This window comes from Enterovirga rhinocerotis, assembly GCF_004363955.1.
Lineage (GTDB): Bacteria > Pseudomonadota > Alphaproteobacteria > Rhizobiales > Beijerinckiaceae > Enterovirga > Enterovirga rhinocerotis.
Genome location: NZ_SNZR01000020.1, coordinates 1 through 20,670 on the forward strand (window position 1 = coordinate 1; position 20,670 = coordinate 20,670).

Below are 20,670 nucleotides of genomic sequence, written 5' to 3' on the forward strand. Positions count from 1 at the left end.
CGCCCTCTCCTGGGACGAGCAGCGCCGCCGGTTTGCATCCGCCTGAACCTCCGGCGGCATCCACCAACATCAGCCTTCACAAGATCGGCCATCGGTAGTGCCCGCCGTCCGGGCACGTCGTCCTGTGCAGAGACGAAATCCGGCGCATCCGGACTGCTTGCCCGGCTGGACCGACGGAGACGTCCGTCCTGGCCAAACGGGCCATCAGAGACGGACGGCGAGGAATCTCGGATAGTCGGCCGCAGCGGGTCTCTGCCAGGACGGGCCCAGCAACCGCCTCGGCAAAGCCCCGGAAATCCCGAGGAATTTCTACCGCTAAAAAGACGAAAAGCGCAGCGTCTAAAATAGCTTAAGTCTTGGCGGTGGACGCAGTCCCGGCGAACCGGTCTCCGCTGTCGAAATTCCCTGCTTTGCCGGGAATCTGCAGGGATTTCGGGCTGACTTCGAGCCTGCCCGAGCGTCACCCGGGCCATAACCATCCGAAAATCAATGACTTGGAAAGTGCAGCTTCCGCAATCGAAGCAGGGAATTTTTCGCAGCGAGCAGGGATTGAGCGCGCGGAGCAGCGAATGCATGGTCCCAGTCCGGAATGCGAGATCCCCATGGCCGAAACCCCATCTCCCGATCAAGCTGCCTTGCTCGCTTTGGCCGAACTGAGAGAGCGTTTGCGGACGGTAGAGGATGAGCGGGAAGCCCGAATAGCGGCCGGCATGACCGACGCGGACGCGAGCCTGGAGTCCGCGGTCATCACCCTCGACGCGGTCTCAAGATTCTGCCGCGGCCAGTCAATGGTGACGCGGTCAATCGATGGGGTGCTGTTCGATCTTGCTGCCGTTTCGCAGGGTTGGCGCCATTCCGGGATGCTCAGCTCACGTAGGGCTCGCCAACGGCCTTCCGATCATCCGTTGATCGAAATATTGAAGGGCTATCTTGCCGCTATAATGGAGCACCTCCAAAGAAAAGGCTTTCCGCGTCCGGAAGCTAGCGCGTGGACTCAGAGGAACATTCCTCAGCCCATTGCGAAGGTGCTCAGAAACCCCGCCGCCAAAACGATTGACTCCTGGCTCGGAGCCTGGAGCGATGAGTATGCCTCGCCGAGTGCCGGGCGCTACGGTTACCTTTTCATGAGAGAAACGTTGCTCGCGAACGACCCCTCAGTCTCAGATCTCCCGGCAAGGATGAAGGCCCTCGTTAGCTACCTGCCGCCATCGCAGGAATCTGGTTAACTCCTGTTTTATCCGCCACTGCCGCTGTCACGCTGCTCTCCGCCGAAACGAGAGACCGAGGGGCAATCGCCGCCGGCCGTTCTCGAGGCGGGCGGAGAGGTCATGTCACAGGACGATCAAGAGGAAGGCGCGCACGAGCTTCCGGTCTCGCTGGATCAGGAGACGGCTCTCGCGCAGCGCGCGGATTATGTCGGCTTCAAGCACCCGCCGAAGGCGACGCAGTTCAAGCCGAAGCAGTCGGGAAATCCGAAAGGCCGGAGGCCCGGCTCGAAGAACCATGAGACGATCCTGCGCGAGATCCTCGCGGAGAGGGTGGTGGTCACCGAAGGCAACCGGCGCCGGAAGATCAGCCGGCTCGAGCTTTCGATCCGTCGGCTCGTCGAGAAGGCGATGAAGGGCGACGTCAAGGCGCTCCAGATGATTCTCGCTCTGAGGCAGGCCGGTGAGGCGACGGGGCGCGCGCTCGGCTACCAGCTGACGGAGGTGGACAAGCACATCCTCGAGAGCCTCGCACTCCGGATTGAAGACAAGGAGGGCGGGTCATGAGCCGCGCTGCGACGGTCCTCACCGAATATCTGCAATGGGACTTCCTGACGTTCACGCAGCGCTGCTTTGCGGAGCTGCACGGCGGGGAGCCGCTGCCGGTCTCCTATCATCTCGAGCTGATGGCGGAGCGGTTGCACAACGTTCTGGAGGGCAAAATCCGTCGATCGGTCATCAACGTGCCGCCGCGCCATCTCAAGTCCATCATGGCTTCCGTCGCGTTTCCCGCCTTCTGTTTCGGGTGGCGGCCGACGATCCAGATCATCTGTGTGAGCTACGGCCAGGACATCGCCGACAAGCATGCTCGCGATTGCCGGACCATCATGAACACGAAGTGGTATCGGGATCTGTTCGGCATCACGCTCACGGGTCAAAGAGCCCAGGAGCTGGTCGCTTCGACGGGCGGGGTGAGGTACGCGACGTCGATTGGAGGCACGCTCACGGGGCGCGGCGCCGACATCATCATTATCGACGATCCACACAAGTCGGACGAGGTGCTCTCGGAGCCTTCGCGTCGGTCGGTGATCGATTGGCTTCAGAACACGGCCTATAGCCGCCTCAACGATAAGAAGACGGGCCGGATCGTTCTGGTCATGCAACGCCTTCACGAGGAGGATCTCGCCGGCGCAGCCCTGGCTCAAGGGGGGTGGGATCTGCTGCGCCTACCGGCCATCGCCGAGCAAGACGAAGAGTTCAAGTTGAGCACGTACGTGAACTCAAGGTGCCTCAGGCGCCGCAAGGGCGAAGCGCTCGACCCGATCCGCCAACCCCTCGAAACGCTCGCCAAGCTTCGGGCCGAGACCGGGGAGTACAACTTCGCGAGCCAGTATCAGCAGGCTCCGGTCCCCGCCTCGGGCGGAATGGTCAAGAGGGCATGGTTCCGCACCTACCGGCCGGCCGAGCTGCCCCCACATCTCGAGATCGTCCAGAGCTGGGATACGGCGAGCAAGGCGGGCGAGTTCAACGATTACAGCGTCTGCACGACCTGGGGGATCGCGGGGAACAAGGCCTACCTGATCCATGTCCACCGCGATCGGCACGAGTACCCTTCCTTGAAGCGGGCCGTCCGCGAGCAGCAGCAGATCCATCGCGCGAGCGTCGTCCTGATCGAAGACAAATCCTCGGGCATCCAGCTTGCCCAGGAACTCTTCCACGAGGGTCTCCGTGCCGTGCAGCGATACTCCTCGCAGATCGGCAAGTTCGAACGGATGCATGCCCAGACTGGGGTGATCGAGAACGGCCTCGTTCTCGTGCCGGAATCGGAGCCCTGGCTCGACGCCTACCTCCATGAGCTCACCCTCTTCCCGCGCGGAAAGCATGACGATCAGGTCGATTCGACGTCGCAGTTCCTAGAATGGCTCAAGCAGCGCTCCATGTCGCCGAGGGCGATGTTCGGCTCCTATGGCCGCTGAGCGACCGAGGAAGATTTGCATGTCATCCATCGATCCGAATGCTGATCCTCTGCGCGGTGCGCTTCGATCGAAGAGCCGCGGGCGTCGCGATGCTCTCGCCCGGTCGGCTTCGGCCGAGCGCACGGTGCGGCGGCGCAATGACCTTCTTCCGAAGCTTGACCTCGTCGAGCGTGAGATCGGGACTTTGCGTCCACCGGCGCGCAACGTGCGCACGGTCGATCCGGACCATGTGCGCGAGGTCGCGAACTCGATCGCAACGCTCGGCTTCTGTGCGCCGATCCTGATCGACGCGGACGGCATCGTGATCGACGGCCTCGTCCGGCTAGAAGGCGCGAAGATTGCCGGTCTCACCCGCGTCCCCTGCGTGCTCGTCGGTCACCTCACGAAGAGCGAACTCCGGACGCTCCGCCTCGCCTTGAATCGCCTGCAGGAGAAGGGCGCCTGGGATCTCGGCGAACTGAAGATCGAGCTCGAGGAACTGATCCTCGACGATGCGCCCATCGAGATCGCGGGCTTCAGCGCGATCGAGATCGACCAGATCAGGCTCGACGAGGGCGAGGAGAGCGTCGAACAGGGACCGGTCGAGCCGGAGCCTGCGGCCGAGCCGATCGCAAGGCCGGGCGATGTGTTCGATCTCGGCCCGCATCGGATCGCTTGCGGCGACGCGCGGGACGAGACGCTCCTCGCCCGCCTCCTCGGCGGTGATGAGGTTCGGCTCGTCCTGACGGACGTCCCCTACAACGTGCCGATCAAGGGGCATGTGACGGGAGGCGATCACCGCGAGTTCCCGATGGCAAGCGGGGAGATGACGCCGGAAGCGTTCGAGGCCTTCAACGCGGCCTGGATACGGGCCGCCCTGGCTTATCTCGCCAAGGGCGGGGTGGTCGGGACCTTCATCGACTGGCGCGGCTATCCGACGGTTGATCGCGCGGCGACGGGCTCGGGCCTCGATCCCCTCAACCTGGTCGTCTGGTCGAAGACCAATGCCGGGATGGGAAGCCTCTACCGGAGCGGGCATGAACTCCTCCCGCTCTACAAGAAGGGCACGGCCTCGCATGTGAACAATGTCGAGCTCGGCCGGCATGGACGCTGGCGCTCGAACGTGTGGACTTATCCGGGCGCCTCCTCGATCGGCTCGGATGCCCGCAAGGGCCTGACCTCGCATCCGACCGTCAAGCCGACGGCGATGCTGGAGGATGCGCTTCTCGATCTGACCCACCGCGGCGAGATCGTGCTCGATCCCTTCCTCGGCTCGGGCTCGACGCTGATCGCGGCTGAGAAGGCAGGCCGGATCTGCCGCGGCATCGAGCTCGATCCGCTCTATGTCGATGTCGTCCTCCGCCGCTACGAAGCGATGACGGGGACGCGGGCGGTCCGGATCGAGGCGCCGCCCGAGCCCTGAGGTTCGGTCTCATCCGTCGGTGGTGGTGACGGCCTGAGCGCTGCCTGTCGCGCGGTCCGGCGTTGCCATGAGGAGGATGCAGTTCGCATCGAGGATGCGGGCCTCGACGCTCTTGCCTTTGCGGAATTGCGCCTGGAACCAGTGCGCGATGGTGCTGTTGCGGCCGACGACCCTGACGGCCCCGGTCCGGTTCGTCGATCAGCCAGCCTGCTTTGGCTGACGGTCGGCGAGGCGATCTTGCTCGTGTTCACGATGCCGATCTGGTCGACACTGATCGCGTGGGCCGTGCGCGGCGAGCGCCCGAGCCTGCGGGGGTCTCTCGCCCTGGCTTTCGGAATCGCGGGGATCGTCGTCCTCGTCGGATCGGATGTCGTCTCCCTCGATATGGGAAAGCTGCCGGGCGTAGCCTTCGCCTTCAGCGCCGCGATCTTGTTCGCGACGGGCGCGCTCCTGAACGCCAAGCCGCTCGGCCTGACGCAGCTCGCCGCGATCGCCTGGCAGGTTGGACTGGGTTGTGTGCCGCTTCTGATCCTCGGATGACCCTGGAGCGCCCCGACATCCTCGCCCTCGACCGCTCGGGGTTTTGGGCCATGGTCTACATGGTGCTGGTGCCGATGGGGCTCTGCTTCATCCTCTGGTTCGAGGCGCTTCGGCATCTCCCGCCGGTGGTCGCGTCGACGGGCACGCTTCTCGTGCCAATCGTTGGCGCTCTTCTCGCGGCCATCGTCCTCGGCGAGCCGTTTGGCGCTCGGCAACTCGCCGCGATGGTCCTCACCTTGACGGGCGTAGTGCTCGCCCTGTCGTCGCCGCGGCGCCAGCCGGCCGCCGGTCGGCCCTGACGACCAGGCGGGGTTCGAGAATCGTCGGCAGCGGGTGCGCGGGGCCCCCGATACCCGGCTGTCGCCCTGTTACAGCACGACGACTCGCGAGCCCGCCGGGACGCGTCGATACAAATCGATGACGTCCTGGTTCATCATCCGGATGCAGCCCGACGACACGGCTTGGCCGATCGTGTGAGGCTCGTTCGTGCCGTGGATTCGATAGAGCGTGTCCTTGCCGTTCTTGTGCAGATAGAGGGCTCGCGCTCCGAGCGGGTTGTCCTCGCCACCGCTGACGCCGCCGGCCCATCTCCCATAGCGATCAGGCTCGCGGCGGATCATGTTCGGGGTCGGTGTCCAGCGAGGCCACTGCGCCTTGCGGGCGATGTTCGCCGTGCCTGTAAACGCGAGTCCTTCCTTGCCAACGCCGACGCCGTAACGCATCGCCTGACCGCCCTCCATCACGAGGTAGAGAAACTTGCCATGCGGATCGACCACGATCGTGCCGGGCTTCTCGTTCGTCCTATAGTCGACAAGCTGACGCACATAATCGGGCTTCAGGGTCGTCGGGTCGACGGCCGGCACCGGATGAGGCTCGCCGCCGATCTCACCATACCGGACGACGTCCGCCGCCGATACGTTGACGACCGGAGCGGCGGCGTTGACGCTCGCGGTGCCGGGAGCGGCACTCGCGAGACAGCCGCCGACAGAGAGGCTCGCGCACAAGACGAACGGCAGGCGGGCCGCGCCCCAAACCTGGATCATGACGGTTTACCTGCCCGCGCCGTCGCGATCGCCTTCCGGAAGCCGCCCTCGTCGAGAGCGGACGCGTAGGCATAAGGGCCGATCAGATAGACCGGCGTTCCCCGAAGCCCCATGGAATCGGCCTGATTCATGGTTCGCTGCAGCAGGGCGGAGATCGCGGGACTGTTCTTGTCGAGATCGGCCTGCAGACGCGTCATGTCGACACCGGCGGCGGCGACGGCATCGCGCATCGCCTCGTTGGCGATGCGTCGCCCCGGAATACCCATCAGAGCCTGATAGGCCGTTGTGTAGCGCCCCTGATATTTCGAGCCGAGGGCGATCTGCGCGCCATAGACCGAGGCCGGGGTCAGGATCGGCCAGTCCTTGTAGATCAGCCGGACCCTGCCATCCTGGCGCATCGCCTTGTCCAGATGGGACGCCGATGTTTTGCAGAACGGGCAGTTGTAGTCGAAGAAGGACACGATCGTGACGTCGCCCTTCGCGTTGCCGGATTCCGGCGCGTCGGGATCGTGCAGGATGCCCTTCACGTCCGGGCTCGACCATGCCGGAACGGGTTTGAGGTAGTTGTAGAGGGGCCATGCGCCCAAGGCGGCAGCCCCCAGCAGGATGTCTCTGCGGTTCATCGGTGTCTCCAGTAGGTTCAGGTAGCGGCGCGATCGAGCAGGCGCCGAAATGCATCGACCGAGATTTCGCCGACCGATCGGAGGGCAGCGATCTCGCGCCTGTCGCGCGGATCGACGAAGACGAGCGTCGGGGGGCCGATCACCTCGAAGTGGCGCATGAGAGCGCTCGTCGCTTCTTCGGTCCTGGTGACGTCGGCCAGCACCAGCCGAACCGACCGCAGGCCTTCGCGCACCGTCGGTTCGGCGAAGACCTCGCGCTCCATCGTCTTGCAGGCCGAACACCAGTCTGCGGAGAAGGCGAGGAGGACGGGCCTCGTGTCCCCGGGCGCGGCGTTCAGCGCCGCGTCGAGTTCGGGCAAGCTGCGGATCGTGGTCGCCGGCATCGCAGTGCCGCCGAAAGGTTCGGTGCGACCGACCAAGGCGAGCGGCCTGAGCGGGTCATCCGCACCACCTGCGGCGCCGATGAGGAGGGCCGCCCCATAGAGCGCGGCGAGAAGACCCGCGGTTTTTCTCAGCCGCGGCCCCGATCCGTCCGACGAAGTGAGTGGATCGAACGCGCCCGTGAAGACAGCCGCGCCGATCAGCAGGGCGGCCCAGAGTGCCATCGTCACGGCGGCCGGCACGACCCGACCGAGCAGGACGACGGCGATGGCCAGGAAGACGACGCCGAACAGGCGGTTGGCCATGAGCAGCCAGATGCCGGAGCGTGGCAGGACACGAGTGCCGAACGTGCCCACGGCCACGAGCGGCAAGCCCATCCCAAGGCCGAGGAAGAACAGGGCGAAGGCTCCGCGAAAGAGGTCGCCAGTCTGCGCCACGTAAAGAAGGGCAGCCGCCAAGGGTGGCGTGACGCAGGGGCCGACGATCAGAGCGGACGTGAACCCGAGAGCAGCCGCGCCCGCGAACGCGCCGGATCGTCGCCCGGGTCCGCTCGACAATGCGTCCGTCAGAGCCGACGGCAGGCGGAGATCGAACAGGCCGAAGCTCGCAAGGGCGAGCGCGACGAAGACGGCGGCCATCGCCCCGATCGCGGCGGGAGCCTGAAGCACCATCTGCAGGTTCTGGCCCGACCAGGCAGCGGCGACGCCCAATGTTCCGTATGCTACCGCCATGGCCAGGACGTAGGTCGAAGACAGCGCGAAGCCGCGCCCCGCGCTCAGCCGGCCCGACGAGCGGGATAGAAGGCCCACGAGGATCGGGACCATCGGTAGGACGCAGGGTGTGAAGGCCAGGAGAAGTCCGAAGCCGAAGAAGGCCATCGCGACCGCGAGCATGTTTCCCGACAGGCCGAAAGCCACCTTCGGCTCCGACGCCGCAACCGCTGTATTAGGGTTCCATGACGTGATCGCCGAGCCGCTTCGGCCGCCGGGCGTCGCGCCATGGGTGACGGCAAGGCTGGCGAGATCGACGGTCGCGATACGCGGCGGGTAGCAGATGCCCCGCTCCGAGCAGCCCTGGAACCTCACCGTCAGGGTCGCAGCGCCTGCCAGATCCGCCGCGCCGATCGTTGCGACGACGTCGCGGTGATAGACCTCGGTCGGGCCGAAATTCGGATCGTCCTTGGTCTGTCCCTCCGGAAGAGCGGCGGCGATCGGTCCTCCGGCGCCGCTGATCGCGATCTGCTCCCGGTAGAGATAGTTCCCGGGCGTGATCGACCATGTGAGCCGCAAGGTGCCGTCCGCGTCCCGTTGCGCCGACAGCGTGAACTCGGGCTTCGCGGGACCGACCTCGGCAGACATCGCGCAGTCGAGCGCGAGGCCCAGGGCCGTGATCGAGCTGAAGACCAGGATGGTCAGGTAGCGGAGGAAGGACATCGCAATCGTCGCCATGGCGATCGCCACCCTCGCGCTCCACCTTAAGCCAGGCTTAAGGCAGTGATCCGAGCGGTGTCGCCGGAGGTTTCGATGCGCATCCTTGTGGTGGAGGACGACCCCATTCTCGCCGACGGCTTGCGGGCTGGGCTTGCCCTGAAGGGGAGCGCGACCGACGTCGTCGCGACCTGCGAGGATGCCGAAGCGGCGCTGTCGACCACGCGTTACGCGGCCGTCGTGCTGGATATCATGCTTCCGGACGGCAGCGGGGTGGATCTCCTGCGCCGTCTGCGGCGAAAGCGCGACACGACCCCCGTCCTGCTCCTGACCGCCCGTGATGCGATCGAAGACAAGGTCGGGGGGCTCGACGCAGGTGCGGACGATTACCTGGCCAAACCCTTTGACCTGGACGAGCTTGCGGCCCGTCTCCGCGCCATCACCCGACGCGAGAGCGGGCGAGCCGAGTCCCAGTTCGAGCACGGCAACATCACGCTCCACCCGGTCGATCTCAGCGTCACCGTCGAGGGCCATGCCGTGACCCTGTCCCGACGGGAGTTCGCACTCCTCTCCGCCTTGATGGAACGGCCGAGCCAAGTCCGTTCGCGGGCCGAGCTGGAGGACGTACTCTATGGCTGGCAGGAAGAGGTGGAGAGCAATGCGCTAGAGGTCCACATCCACCACCTCCGCAACAAGATCGGCAGAGACGCCATCGAGACCTTGCGCGGCCTCGGCTACCGGATGAGGGCCGTGCGATGAGATCGCTCAAGCTCAGGCTGTTCGCGGCTCTTCTTCTGGCCACAAGCTTCGTCTGGCTGGCGGCCGTCGCCTGGATTTACGTCAGCAGCCGCCGCGAACTCGAACATGTCCTCGACACCCGGCTCCAGGAGGCTGCCCGAATGGTTGCGTCGCTGGCTTCGGGACTGGATCGCACGGCGGCGGCAGGAAGCGAGGGAACGCTGCCACCGCTCGGCAGCTACGAGCGGCAGCTGTCGTGTCAGATCTGGTCGCTCGACGGGCGGATGATCGCGCGTTCGAGCGGAGCGCCTGCCGCTCAGCTCTCCCAGGACGCGCCCGGCTTTTCCGATCGCCAGATCGATGGCGAGCGGTGGCGCGTGTTCACGGTCGAGGACGGCAGCCGAGGCGTCCGCGTCATGGTCGGCGACCGGGTCGGATTGCGTGAACGTCTGGTGAGCGACCTCATCAAGGGCCTGATGTGGCCCGCCCTCCTGATCGCCCCGCTGCTGGGGGGCGCCATCTGGGCCTGTCTGGGACAGGGGCTGCGGCCGTTGAGACGCATGGCCCGCGATCTCGCGTCGCGGAATGCGGAGGACATGAGCCCCGTGTCGCTCGCGCGCGCCCCGGCCGAGGTTCGGCCGTTGGCCGATGCCCTCAATACGCTGTTCCGCAGGGTCGAGGCCGCACGCCGGCACGAGCGCGAGGTCACGGCTTTCGCAGCGCACGAATTGCGAACGCCTCTGTCGGGCCTCAAGACGCAGGCGCAAGTTGCGCTCGCAACGGAGGACCCTCAGGTGGTTCGGGGGGCTCTTCAGCAGATCGTGGCGGCGGTCGATCGGACCGCGCGTCTCGTACGACAATTGCTGACGATCGCGCGGCTCGATGCCGACCCGGAGCAGGCACCTCGCACCCCCGTGGCGGTCGGACCGCTTCTTGCCGAGATCGTCGCAGACATTCCGAAATCCGATCACGTCCGGGTGACGATCGAGCCGAGTGCGCGGGACCTCGTCCTCGATACCAATGCCGAGTGCCTGCAACTCGCACTCCGCAATCTGCATGAAAATGCGGCCCAGCACACAATCGGGGGGAATATCGTATGGCGGGCCACTGCGGATGGCCTGCTCGTGGAGGACGAGGGTCGAGGAATTCCGCCGGACGAGATCGATAAGGTGGGTACCCGATTCTTTCGGGGACGCCACAGAAGCCACGCGGGAAGCGGGCTCGGATTGGCGATCGTCAAAATCGCCCTGTCCAAGGTCGGAGCGCAACTCCTGATAGGAAATCGACTGGATCGGACAGGGGTTCGATCATATGTCATGTTTCGAAAATGATCGATAGTCGGGGTCGCTGGTTGCAGCCTTCGAGAAGGTTCGTCACCGTCACCTTGCCGGCGAGACGCTCCTGGGCATTGCGCGTGCAACCGGCGTGGCCCGGGGAACAGTGCGCAAATGCGCTCACGCCGAGACGTTCCCGAACGTGCCGTCCGCGGATCGGAGATGAGCCGACTCGATCCGTGCCTGCCTCATGTCTAGAGGCGCATGGCAGATGTGATAACGCGACGGCGCTCTGGCGCGAGGTGCGCGAGCATGGTTTTGAGGACAGCCACCGGTAGGTCCATTCGCGTCCGCGATCCGGGTCGCCTGGGCGAGCCATGCCCGGGCGGGATTGTGCCCACACAAGACGATCGCCTGGGCCTGGTCGTAATCCGGGACGCTGATGCCGTGCCCGAAGGTGTAGGCGTGCGCGTAGTCCTTGTGCCAGCCGCAGACCTCGACGGCATAGATGATGTTGGGCTGCCGAAGCAGCGCACGAAGCGCTCGACCCATTCCGAACTGTCGACCATCGGCGTGCCGCTCGGGGTCGTGACCGCGAAGGCGACGGCCCCGGATTCCCGGCGAACGCCGCCCAGGCGAGAGGCGACCTCGCCGAAGGCTTCGTCCCAGGGGATCTCGACCCAGCCCGGATCGCCCTCCCCCTTGGGCTTGGTCCGGCGCAGCGGAACCGTGTGGGGGCGCGGACTGTGGACGAGTTCCGGCGCGGCCCGCCCCTTGGCGCAGAGCGCGCCGCCGATCGGATGGCCGGGCAGCGGCTCAACGCTGGTCATGCGGCCGTTCTCGACGACCGAGACCGAGCCGCAGCGTGACCGGCAAAGGGTGCAGTAGATCCGACGCGCCGTCGAGGCGGACGACGTGCGGCTCTATCCTGGAGGCGGACCGAGCCTACCACCGCGTCCTCCTGGCGGCGGCCGGGAACACGGTTCTGACGGACACCGTAATGGGGTGCGCGATACGATGCGTCGACACGGCATCCGCTCGCGCGCGGGCCAGCTGCGCCAGATCGAATCGATTCCGGAGCATTACGAGATCGTCGATCTAGCCGAAGCGGGTCAGGCGGACAGGCTCGAGGCCTGCTGCGATGGCATATCCAATCCTGGGAACCCATCTTCGTCGACGCGCTGACCCAGACCGGGACCCAGCTCCCCCGAGCTTGAGCAGGCGGAGCGGGCTCGCACCGATCGCCGTACAAACTTGCAAGCCCCCGACTCAGGCAGGCAAATTCCGCGCGCGCCCATCGGGTCTGGCCGTGAGCGCCTGTTTCTGCGATCCGACGGATTCTGAGAGTCAGCCTATTCGGAGCGATCATGCGATGAGCGACATCGATACGACGCAAATCGACCTCATGCACCGCTACTGGCGCGCGGCGAATTACGTGTCCGTCGGTCAGATCTATTTGATGGACAATCCGCTTCTGCGCGAGCCGCTCGAGCCGGAACACGTCAAGCCGCGGCTGCTCGGGCATTGGGGGACGACGCCGGGCCTGAATTTCGTCTACGTCCACCTCAACCGCATCATCAGGGACCGCGACTGCGCCGTCCTCTATGTCTGCGGGCCCGGGCATGGCGGCCCGGCCATGGTCGCCAACACCTATCTGGAGGGGACCTATTCTGAGATCTATCCGGCGATCCCGCAGAACGAGGACGGGCTGCGCCGGCTCTTCAAGCAATTCTCCTTCCCGGGCGGGGTCCCGAGCCATGTCGCGCCGGAGACGCCCGGCTCGATCCATGAAGGCGGAGAGCTCGGCTACGCGCTCGCCCACGCCTACGGCGCCGCCTTCGACAATCCCGACCTCGTGGTGACCTGCGTCGTCGGCGACGGCGAGGCCGAGACGGGGCCACTGGCGGCGGCCTGGCACTCGAACAAGTTCCTGAACCCGGCCGTCGACGGCGCGGTGCTGCCGATCCTTCACCTCAACGGCTACAAGATCGCCAACCCGACCCTGCTCGCCCGGATGGGTGACGGGGAGTTGCGCAGCCTCTTCGTCGGCTACGGCTACGAGCCGTTCTTCGTCGAAGGCCACGAGCCCGCCACCATGCACCGGGCGATGGCGGACACGCTCGATGCGGTCTTCGACCGGATCCGGGCGATCCAGGCCGAGGCGCGGGCCGGCGCCACGCCAAGCGGCCGCCCGCGCTGGCCGATGATCGTTCTACGGAGCCCCAAGGGCTGGACCGGCCCGAAGGAGGTCGACGGCAAGAAGGTCGAGGATTTCTGGCGCTCCCACCAGGTGCCGGTTTCGAACGCGCGGGGCGACGCGGCGCACCGCAAGATCCTCGAGCACTGGATGCGGAGCTACGGCCCGGAGGAGCTGTTCGACGCCGAGGGCCGGCTCCTACCCGAGATCGCTGCGCTGGCCCCGTCGGGCGAGCGGCGCATGGGCGCCCTCCCCCAGGCCAATGGCGGCCTGCTGAAGCAAGACCTCATCCTGCCGGATTGGCGGAGCCTCGCCGTCGAGGTGGCGCGTCCGGGCGAGACCGTGGCGGAATCCACTCGCGTCATGGGCGCCTATCTGCGGGACGTCCTCCGCCTCAACGCCGAGGCCCGCAACTTCCGCCTGATGGGGCCGGACGAGACCGCCTCCAACCGCCTCGATGCCGTCTTCGAGACGACGGACCGTGTGTGGATGGAACGGATCGAACCCTATGACGTGCATCTCGCGCGCGAGGGGCGGGTGATGGAGGTGCTCTCCGAGCATCTCTGCCAGGGCTGGCTTGAAGGCTATCTTCTTACCGGCCGGCACGGGCTGTTCTCCTGCTACGAGGCCTTCATCCACATCGTCGATTCGATGGTGAACCAGCACGCGAAATGGCTGAAGGTCTCGGCGGAACTGCCCTGGCGAAAGCCCGTCGCCTCGCTGAACTACCTCCTCACCTCCCATGTCTGGCGGCAGGACCATAACGGCTTCAGTCATCAGGATCCCGGCTTCGCCGATTTCGTCGCCAACAAGAAGGCGGAGACCGTCAGGCTCTATTTCCCGCCGGACGCGAACACGCTCCTCTGGGTGACGGAGCATTGCCTCGGCACCTTCAACCGCATCAACGTGATCACGGCCGGCAAGCAGCCCCAGGCGCAATGGCTCAGCGCCGCGGAAGCCGAGGCGCATTGCCGGGCGGGAGCGGGCATCTGGCGCTGGGCCTCATCGGACGAGGGTGAGCCCGACGTGGTGATGGCCTGCGCGGGCGACGTGCCGACCCTGGAGACGCTCGCGGCCGTCGACATCCTGCGGACGGCGCTGCCGGATCTCGCCATCCGCGTCGTGAACGTCGTCGACCTGATGACGCTGCAATCGCGCAGCGAGCATCCCCATGGCTTCACGGACGAGGAATTCGACGCGCTGTTCACGCGGGACCGGCCCGTGATCTTCGCCTATCACGGCTATCCCTATCTCATTCACCGCCTGACCTACCGGCGCGCCAATCACGCAAACCTCCACGTCCACGGCTTCCGGGAAGAGGGCACCACCACGACGCCCTTCGACATGACGGTGATGAACGGGATCGACCGCTACCATCTCGCGCAGGCTGCGCTTCGGCGCCTGCCGGAGCTGGGCGAGCGCGGAGCTCGCCTCATCGGCGAGCTCGACGCCAGGCTCGCCGCGCATGCGGACTATATCCGCGAGCACGGCGAGGACATGCCGGAGATCCGGGACTGGCGCTGGCCGGCCTGATGCGGCCCGAGGGCAGCTTCGCCGGCGGGCGGCCGCAATCAGGCCGTGAAAGGCACACAGGTGGTCCGGATCGAGGCGCCGCCCAAGCCCTGAGGTTCGGTCTCATCCGTCGGTGGTGGTGACGGCCTGAGCGCTGCCTGTCGCGCTGTCCGGCCTTGCCATGAGGAGGATGCGGTTCGCATCGACGATGCGGGCCTCGACGCTCTCGCCTTTGCGGAATTGCGCCTGGAACCAGTGCGCGATGGTGCTGTTGCGGCCGACGACCCTGACGGCCCCGGTCCGGTTCGCCGTCCGGTCGATCCGCGAGACGACCGGTGCTGTCCCGTCCGAGAAGGCGATCTCGATCGGCTCGCCGTCCTGACCCAAGAGCCGACTCGCTTCGACCCCGGGATTGATCAGGCCCTGGCGGTAATAGGCCTCTCCGAGGAGGATCGAGAAGCTCGGCGCATTCGCCGTCTGGGCATTGCGGATCTGATGATGGCTCATCGGACGGCCGTCCGCATCGCGGAACACCACGTCGCCATCCTCCCACGCGAAGCGGTTCGCGGGGCCGAGCGCTTCTTCCGCCTCCTCGCGTTCGACCTCCTCCGAGACCGGCTGCCCCTTCTCGCGCCCGTTCCAGGCGGGATCGAAGGCGGCGATGAGCGCATCCTCGAGCCCGGCTGCGAGGTTGAGGTCGAACAGGCCGTAGCGCAGATGCGAGATCGGATTGAAGACGAAGATCCGGATCTCCTGCCTCGCCGCGAGCGCAGCCTTGATCTTGCCATTGCAGCGCCAGTTCGTGCGCTGTTGGCGGCCGGGATGGCAATAACCGGTGAAGCGCTGGCGGATCGTGCGGGCGGTCTTGCCGATATAGAGCACCTCCTCGTCCCGCACGAAGGCGTAGAGGGCATTTCTCTCGTCGAGACGCAGGTCGTTCGTCTCGGCATGGGCGCCGTCGAGGCTGTAGGTGAGGCTGTTCGTCTCAGAAGCCCAGCCTGCCACATCGACGAATCCGAGGGCGAGAAGGGTCTCGGCGGTCGGTCGATCCGCCTTGGTGTCGGTCATGGTTGTGAGTGCTCCGTGTTCGGGAGGGGCACACAGCCATGGTTCGCGACATTAATCCAGTATCAGGATACCAGTCTGTCGACGATCGACCCCACCGCTCCTCATCCCGTTATGGGATTATCCGAAAAGCGGCTCATGTCCCGCAGCGCTCCGGTCAGGGCGCATGCGCAAGACACTCCGTACCCAAGGTCATTCGAGGCTGATCGCGCTCCTGAAGGAGCAGCGCCTGCGCATGAGGCTGACCCAGCAGCAGGTCGCCGACCAACTCGGGGTGCCGCAATCCTTCGTGGCCAAGTACGAGGGCGGCGAGCGACGGCTCGACGTGCTCGAGTTCATCGAGGCGGCCGAAGCCCTCGGCGCTGATCCGCACGAGCTGTTTGCCGCCGTCGTCGCGCAGGTGAAGATCGAAGGCACAGGGTAAGGTCGCCTCACTATCCCGAAACTGGATACTTGTCCGAAGCGGAGCTATGTCGGGGGTATGAGTTCGACCCCGCCGCCCGACCCCCGCGACCGTGCCCTCGGCGCTCTTCTCGGTCTTGCCGTGGGTGATGCCCTTGGCACGACGCTCGAGTTCTCGGCCCGCGACACGAAGCCTCCCGTCACGGATATGGTGGGGGGCGGCGTCTTCGGGCTCGCACCGGGGCAATGGACCGACGATACCAGCATGGCGCTGTGCCTCGCCGAAGCGCTGATCGCGGGAGGAGGCAAGCTCGACGAGGCCGACCTGATGCGACGCTTCGCCCGCTGGTACCGGGCGGGCGAGAACAGCGTCACCGGCCGCTGCTTCGATATCGGCAACACGGTGCGGGCGGCGATCGAGCGCTTCGAGCGCACGGGGCAAGCCATCCAGGAGAAGCCCGATCCGTCCCAGGCCGGGAATGGCAGCCTGATGCGGCTGGCGCCGGTCGCGATCCTGGCCTCTCCCGATATCGCCCGCGCGGAGGATCTCGCTCATGCTCAGAGCCGCACCACCCACGCCGCCCCGGTCGCCCACGAGGCCTGCCGCCTCTTTGCGACGCTTCTGGTCGAGGCGATCTCGGGACTGAGCCGCGATCAGGTTCTTCGGCCACGCCCCTTCTGCGCAGAGCTCGCCGACATCGCGGCCGGATCCTGGCGCTCCAAGGGGCGTGCGGCCATCTCGTCCTCAGGCTACGTCGTCGCGACGCTGGAAGCGAGCCTGTGGTGCGTCGGCCATAGCCGAAGCTTCCCCGAAGCCGTCCTGCTCGCCGCCAATCTTGGCGACGATGCCGATACCGTCGCCGCGATCACCGGCCAACTCGCCGGCGCCATCTACGGAGCATCAGCCATCCCAGCGAAGTGGCGAGAAACAATCGCGTGGCAGGACCGCATCGAGCGCATCGTCGAGCTCCTCCTTCAAATCACAGCCAGACCAATCTGAACAAGTGTAGTTTAATACAAATCAAACGTCCGTTTCGAGCGCCTCTTGACGCGTTACTTTTCTGCCCCGACGAAGGGCGTGCCGGCCGATACGTATCCGAGACGGATATCCTCCGCGATAGCCTTTCCGTCCCGCTCGCGCGGATCGCCGTAGCCTCCTCCCCCGGCGGTCCGAAAGACCACGCGCGTCCCGGCCGCAAGGCCCAGCTTCGTGACCTTCGTAATCGTCTGGGGCTCACTTCCCGGTCGCTCGACCGTGACGGAGCCCACCGCGCCCGCCTCGCCCCCGGCAAGGCCCCAGGGAGGGCAGGTCGTCCTCTCCCAGGCCGTCGTCAGATGCGCGTCCGCCAGGGTCGTATAGCGCCGCGTTACGCCCATGCCTCCACGATGCCGCCCGGCCCCGGCCGAATCCGTCCTCAGTGACACCTCCTCGACGCGAAGCGGATAGAGCGCTTCGACAATCTCGACCGGGATATCTTTGCAGTCGCCATGCGACATCGTCTTGAACGGCCCGGCTCCATCGCCGGCGGCCGTGGCGCCCCAACCGCCATGGGCGGTGTCGTTGTAGTTCCACAGGCGCCCGTCGCCGCGCGGCCCCGTAAACTGGATCGAGTTCTGGGCAGCGTGATGGGCAGCGGCCACGCTTTGGGGCACGGCTTCGCCGAAGGCCCGAATGAGCCCGTCGATCACCGTCGCCATGATGACGTTGAACCGCGCCATCGGCGCGCCATGCCGGGCCGACAGGATCTTGCCGGGAGGCAGAACGACCTTGAGCGGCCGGAAACAGCCTTCGTCCGAATGCAGGTCCGGGATGACCACGTATTTGTAGGCGACCTTCGCGGCCGTCATGCCGCCGCCGGCGAAACCGGCGTTGTAGGGACCTTTGACCTGGTCCGCGATGTCGGAGAGATCGATCGTGACCTCCTCGCCCTCGACCCGAACCTGGAAATGGAAGGGCAGCCGCCGGTCCATCTCGATGCCGTCATTGTCGAGCCAGCACGACGCATCGTAGGTCCCGTCCGGAATGGCTGAGATGCGGCGGCGCGCAAGCTGCTCGGAGCGGAGCCAGCGCTCGTCGATGGTCGCCCGGATGGTCGGCCATGAATAGCGCTGCATCATGTCCTTCAGGCGCTGCTCGCCGAGACGGCAGGCCGCAAGCTGGGCCTGGAGATCACCGACTGTGATCTCCGGGATCCGACTGTTCCGGGCGATGAGGCGCAGGATCTGCTCGTCGTCCTGCCCGCCATGGCAGAACTTGAGAGCCGGGAACTGCACGCCCTCCTGATAGATGTCAGTCGTCGAAGAGGTCATCATCGAGCCGAACACGATGCCGCCGATATCGGTCCAGTGCGCCCGCACGGTGATGAAGGCGATCAGGTCCCGGTCCCCTTCATCGAAAACGGGTGTGTACATCGTCACGTTGTTCAGATGCTGCCCGCTCGCCTCCGGATCGTTGGTGATGAAGGCGTCCCCCGGCCGGATCGTCTCGATCGGATGCGCCTCCAGCACCGATTTCAGCGGCGCGCCGATATCGGCGAGAAAGATCGGCAGCCCGCCCGTCCCCTGGCAGATGAGTTGCCCGTCCGCCGCCACGATGCCGACCGCGAAATCCTTGTACTCGTAGATCATCAGGCTGAAGGACGTCCGGGTCAGGTTCGTCTCCAGTTCGCTGGCGATGGCGCGGAGGAGGAAATCGACCACCTCGAAGGTGATGGGGTCGACCTTGTGCGGTTCGGTGTTCATCATGCGAGCTCCTCCAGACGCCGTTCAGGACGCGCGGCTTGGACATGCCGGGACGAGACCCTGATCACGATATTGCCGAGGGAATCGACCTCGCCGGCATCGCCGGGCGCAATGACCGTGGTCGAGCCGGTCTCCGTCACGATCACGGGCCCCGTGAGCGCCTGTCCGGCCGCGAGTGCGTCGCGGTGGTAGACTGGACAATCGACCCAGCCAGTCTCCTCGAAGTAGGCTTCGCGCCGCGTGAAGGGTTCGGCCGGACCGGAGACCCGCGACCGGAAGCTCGACAGCCGTGGCTTCTCGACCCTCCCGTCGGCGACGACGCGGAGCGTGACGGCCTGCAGCTTGCCGCGCGGATCGGCGTGGCCGTAGCGCTGCGCGTAGATGTCGAGGAAGGCGCGCTGCAACGTCGCCTTCCAGCCCTCGCCCGTCGCCTCGCCGTCGGCAGGCGTCCGAACCGTGTGCTCCTGGCCGACGTAGCGAAGGTCGGCGAAGCGGGAGAACGACATTTCGCGCAAGCCGGGCGCGGCAGCGAGGAGGCGCCCTTTGGCCTCCTCCTCCATCACACGGAACTGCCGCTCGACCGCTGCGGGATCCGCATCGTCGAGTTCGACCACGAGGGTCTGCGCCGTGTCGAAGCGGATGTCGGCGAGCAGCATGCCCCAGGCCGAGAAGTGGCCGGGAAGCGGTGGGATGAGAACCGTCGGGATCGACAATTCACGGGCGATGGCGCTCGCATGGAGCGGGCCCGCGCCGCCGCTGACGACGAGCACGAAGTCCCGCGGGTCATGGCCGCGCTCGATGCTGATTCGACGGACCGCCGCCGACATCGTCACGACGGCGAGCCGCAGGATGCCGCTCGCGGCCTCCACCTCGGACAGCCCCAGAGGCTCGGCGATCTTCTCGCGGATCGCGTGGCGCGCGCCTTCGACATCGAGCGCCATGTCTCCGCCGAGAAGGCCGCTCGGCGAGAGGCGGCCGAGCGCGACATTGGCGTCGGTGACGGTCGGCTCGGTGCCGCCGCGTCCATAGCTGACGGGGCCGGGCTCCGATCCGGCACTCCTCGGCCCGACCTTGAGCGAGCCGGCCTCGTCGAGATGCGCGATGCTGCCGCCTCCCGCCCCGACCTCGACGATGTCGACGACGGGCACCTGAACGGGATAACCCCGCTCATAGCCGGCGACGTAGTAGATGTCGGCGACCTCGATCTCGCCCTTGTTGACGAGCGTGCACTTCGCCGTCGTCCCGCCCATATCGAAGGAGATCGCCTTGTCGTAGCCGAGTTCGAGCGACAGTGCTGCGGCACCGACCGCTCCCGCCACGGGTCCGGATTCCAGCAGGTAGACCGGGTGCTGAGCGGCGAGTTCGCCGGTCATGACCCCGCCGTTCGATTCCATCAGGAGTAGGTTGCCCTCGAGGCCCTTCTCTCCGAGCCGGGCGCCGAGCGTTTCGAGATAGCGCTCCATGCGCGGGCCGACATAGGCGTTGACGACGGCAGTGGAGGTCCGTTCGTATTCGCGCCATTCGCGCGAGAGGTGATGCGAGAGCGAGACGAAGCGCTTGCCGCACCGTCGAAGGTGCTCACCCACCTGCCGCTCGTGCTCGGGATTGCGGTAGGCGTGGAGCAGGCAGACGGCGACAGCCTCGACGCCAAGCCGGTCGAGCTCGGCCGCGACGGCGTCGAGCTCGACCGGATCGACCGGCGCGATCTCCCGGCCCTGGCCGTTCATGCGTGCACCGATTTCGAAACGGAGATCCCGCGGAACGAGAGGCGGCAGGCGCTTGTAGAAGAGGTCGAAGGCGTCCGGCCGGTTGCCGCGGCCGAGCTCGAGCACGTCCCGGAAGCCGCGAGTCGTGATCAGCGCCGTGCGTGCGCCCGTGCGCTCGAGCGCGGTGTTGATGGCGGTCGTCGTGCCGTGCTTGACGTAGCGCGTCCGCGCGAGCTCGCCCTGAGCCTGGTCGATGGATTTGAAGATCGCCTCGGGGATATCGCGCGGGGTCGTCAGGACCTTTGCCGTGCGGATTTCGTCCCGTATCGCGTCGTAGACGACGAGGTCGGTGAACGTCCCCCCGACATCGACGCCGATCGACAACGGCTGCGCGGACCTGTCGTCGTGAGCCATGGCTCGCCCTTCCTATCGGGACG

Annotated in this window: 18 protein-coding genes and 1 pseudogene; 12 read left to right on the forward strand and 7 right to left on the reverse strand. The window is 66.3% G+C overall.

Features of this window, described 5'->3' with window-relative positions; genetic code table 11:
• Positions 1-602 precede the first annotated feature (602 nt).
• From EV668_RS24420 to EV668_RS24445, 6 genes are all read left to right on the forward strand, one after another.
• Entirely contained in the window at positions 603-1,226 is a 624-nt protein-coding gene (locus tag EV668_RS24420) for a hypothetical protein (protein WP_133775198.1), read from the forward strand.
• Between the two features lie 102 nt (positions 1,227-1,328).
• Positions 1,329-1,772, forward strand: coding sequence for a DUF5681 domain-containing protein (locus EV668_RS24425; RefSeq protein ID WP_133775199.1), 444 nt, complete (start codon positions 1,329-1,331; stop codon positions 1,770-1,772).
• Positions 1,769-3,181, forward strand: coding sequence for a phage terminase large subunit (gene terL, locus EV668_RS24430; RefSeq protein ID WP_133775200.1), 1,413 nt, complete (start codon positions 1,769-1,771; stop codon positions 3,179-3,181). The genes EV668_RS24425 and terL overlap by 4 nt, the downstream gene beginning before the upstream one ends.
• Before the next feature lie 124 nt (positions 3,182-3,305).
• Complete coding sequence (locus tag EV668_RS24435; RefSeq protein WP_245513444.1) at positions 3,306-4,583, forward strand: site-specific DNA-methyltransferase; 1,278 nt, start codon at positions 3,306-3,308, stop codon at positions 4,581-4,583.
• Positions 4,584-4,820: 237 nt separating this feature from the next.
• Positions 4,821-5,123 carry a hypothetical protein gene (locus tag EV668_RS24440; RefSeq protein WP_133775203.1) on the forward strand — a complete coding sequence of 101 codons (303 nt, stop codon included), beginning with the start codon at positions 4,821-4,823 and terminating at the stop codon, positions 5,121-5,123.
• The gene (locus tag EV668_RS24445; protein WP_133775205.1) at positions 5,120-5,422 is read left to right on the forward strand and encodes a DMT family transporter; all 303 of its coding nucleotides are present in this window, start codon (positions 5,120-5,122) and stop codon (positions 5,420-5,422) included. Before EV668_RS24440 ends, EV668_RS24445 begins: the two co-directional genes overlap by 4 nt.
• Positions 5,423-5,491: 69 nt before the next feature.
• Here EV668_RS24445 and EV668_RS24450 read toward each other — a convergent pair whose 3' ends face one another.
• The 3 genes from EV668_RS24450 to dsbD are packed head-to-tail and all read right to left on the reverse strand — an operon-like array spanning position 5,492 to position 8,618.
• Positions 5,492-6,166, reverse strand: a complete 675-nt coding sequence (locus EV668_RS24450; RefSeq protein WP_133775207.1) for a L,D-transpeptidase — start codon at positions 6,164-6,166, stop codon at positions 5,492-5,494.
• The gene (locus EV668_RS24455; protein ID WP_133775209.1) at positions 6,163-6,789 is read right to left on the reverse strand and encodes a DsbA family protein; all 627 of its coding nucleotides are present in this window, start codon (positions 6,787-6,789) and stop codon (positions 6,163-6,165) included. Before EV668_RS24455 ends, EV668_RS24450 begins: the two co-directional genes overlap by 4 nt.
• A 17-nt stretch (positions 6,790-6,806) precedes the next feature.
• Positions 6,807-8,618 carry a protein-disulfide reductase DsbD gene (gene dsbD / locus EV668_RS24460; RefSeq protein WP_245513446.1) on the reverse strand — a complete coding sequence of 604 codons (1,812 nt, stop codon included), beginning with the start codon at positions 8,616-8,618 and terminating at the stop codon, positions 6,807-6,809.
• 75 nt (positions 8,619-8,693) lie between these two features.
• Between dsbD and EV668_RS24465 the strand changes: the two genes are divergently transcribed.
• The 3 genes and pseudogenes from EV668_RS24465 to EV668_RS25490 all read left to right on the forward strand — a co-directional run.
• The gene (locus tag EV668_RS24465) at positions 8,694-9,356 is read left to right on the forward strand and encodes a response regulator (RefSeq protein WP_133775211.1); all 663 of its coding nucleotides are present in this window, start codon (positions 8,694-8,696) and stop codon (positions 9,354-9,356) included.
• Positions 9,353-10,666 (forward strand): ATP-binding protein, encoded by a 1,314-nt coding sequence (locus EV668_RS24470; RefSeq protein WP_133775212.1) that lies wholly within the window; start codon positions 9,353-9,355, stop codon positions 10,664-10,666. The genes EV668_RS24465 and EV668_RS24470 overlap by 4 nt, the downstream gene beginning before the upstream one ends.
• Before the next feature lie 19 nt (positions 10,667-10,685).
• Positions 10,686-10,944: pseudogene (locus EV668_RS25490) on the forward strand (ISL3 family transposase); the annotation flags it as partial.
• Here EV668_RS25490 and EV668_RS25790 read toward each other — a convergent pair.
• Positions 10,864-11,439 carry a molybdopterin-binding domain-containing protein gene (locus tag EV668_RS25790; RefSeq protein WP_425359656.1) on the reverse strand — a complete coding sequence of 192 codons (576 nt, stop codon included), beginning with the start codon at positions 11,437-11,439 and terminating at the stop codon, positions 10,864-10,866. The pseudogene EV668_RS25490 and the gene EV668_RS25790 overlap by 81 nt on opposite strands.
• A 542-nt stretch (positions 11,440-11,981) precedes the next feature.
• On the opposite strand from EV668_RS25790, the gene EV668_RS24480 reads away from it, so the two are divergent.
• Positions 11,982-14,339 (forward strand): phosphoketolase family protein, encoded by a 2,358-nt coding sequence (locus EV668_RS24480; RefSeq protein ID WP_133775214.1) that lies wholly within the window; start codon positions 11,982-11,984, stop codon positions 14,337-14,339.
• Between the two features lie 102 nt (positions 14,340-14,441).
• Here EV668_RS24480 and EV668_RS24485 read toward each other — a convergent pair whose 3' ends face one another.
• Positions 14,442-15,386: a GIY-YIG nuclease family protein gene (locus tag EV668_RS24485; RefSeq protein WP_133775216.1), complete on the reverse strand. Its 945-nt coding sequence runs from the start codon at positions 15,384-15,386 to the stop codon at positions 14,442-14,444.
• Between the two features lie 163 nt (positions 15,387-15,549).
• On the opposite strand from EV668_RS24485, the gene EV668_RS24490 reads away from it, so the two are divergent.
• Both EV668_RS24490 and EV668_RS24495 read left to right on the forward strand, forming a co-directional pair.
• Positions 15,550-15,807 carry a helix-turn-helix domain-containing protein gene (locus tag EV668_RS24490; RefSeq protein WP_133775218.1) on the forward strand — a complete coding sequence of 86 codons (258 nt, stop codon included), beginning with the start codon at positions 15,550-15,552 and terminating at the stop codon, positions 15,805-15,807.
• Between the two features lie 57 nt (positions 15,808-15,864).
• Complete coding sequence (locus tag EV668_RS24495) at positions 15,865-16,785, forward strand: ADP-ribosylglycohydrolase family protein (protein WP_133775220.1); 921 nt, start codon at positions 15,865-15,867, stop codon at positions 16,783-16,785.
• 53 nt (positions 16,786-16,838) lie between these two features.
• Here the strand turns inward: EV668_RS24495 and EV668_RS24500 are convergent, their stop codons facing one another.
• Positions 16,839-18,530, reverse strand: a complete 1,692-nt coding sequence (locus EV668_RS24500) for a hydantoinase B/oxoprolinase family protein (RefSeq protein ID WP_133775222.1) — start codon at positions 18,528-18,530, stop codon at positions 16,839-16,841.
• Complete coding sequence (locus EV668_RS24505; protein WP_133775224.1) at positions 18,527-20,647, reverse strand: hydantoinase/oxoprolinase family protein; 2,121 nt, start codon at positions 20,645-20,647, stop codon at positions 18,527-18,529. The genes EV668_RS24500 and EV668_RS24505 overlap by 4 nt, the downstream gene beginning before the upstream one ends.
• Positions 20,648-20,670 lie beyond the last annotated feature (23 nt).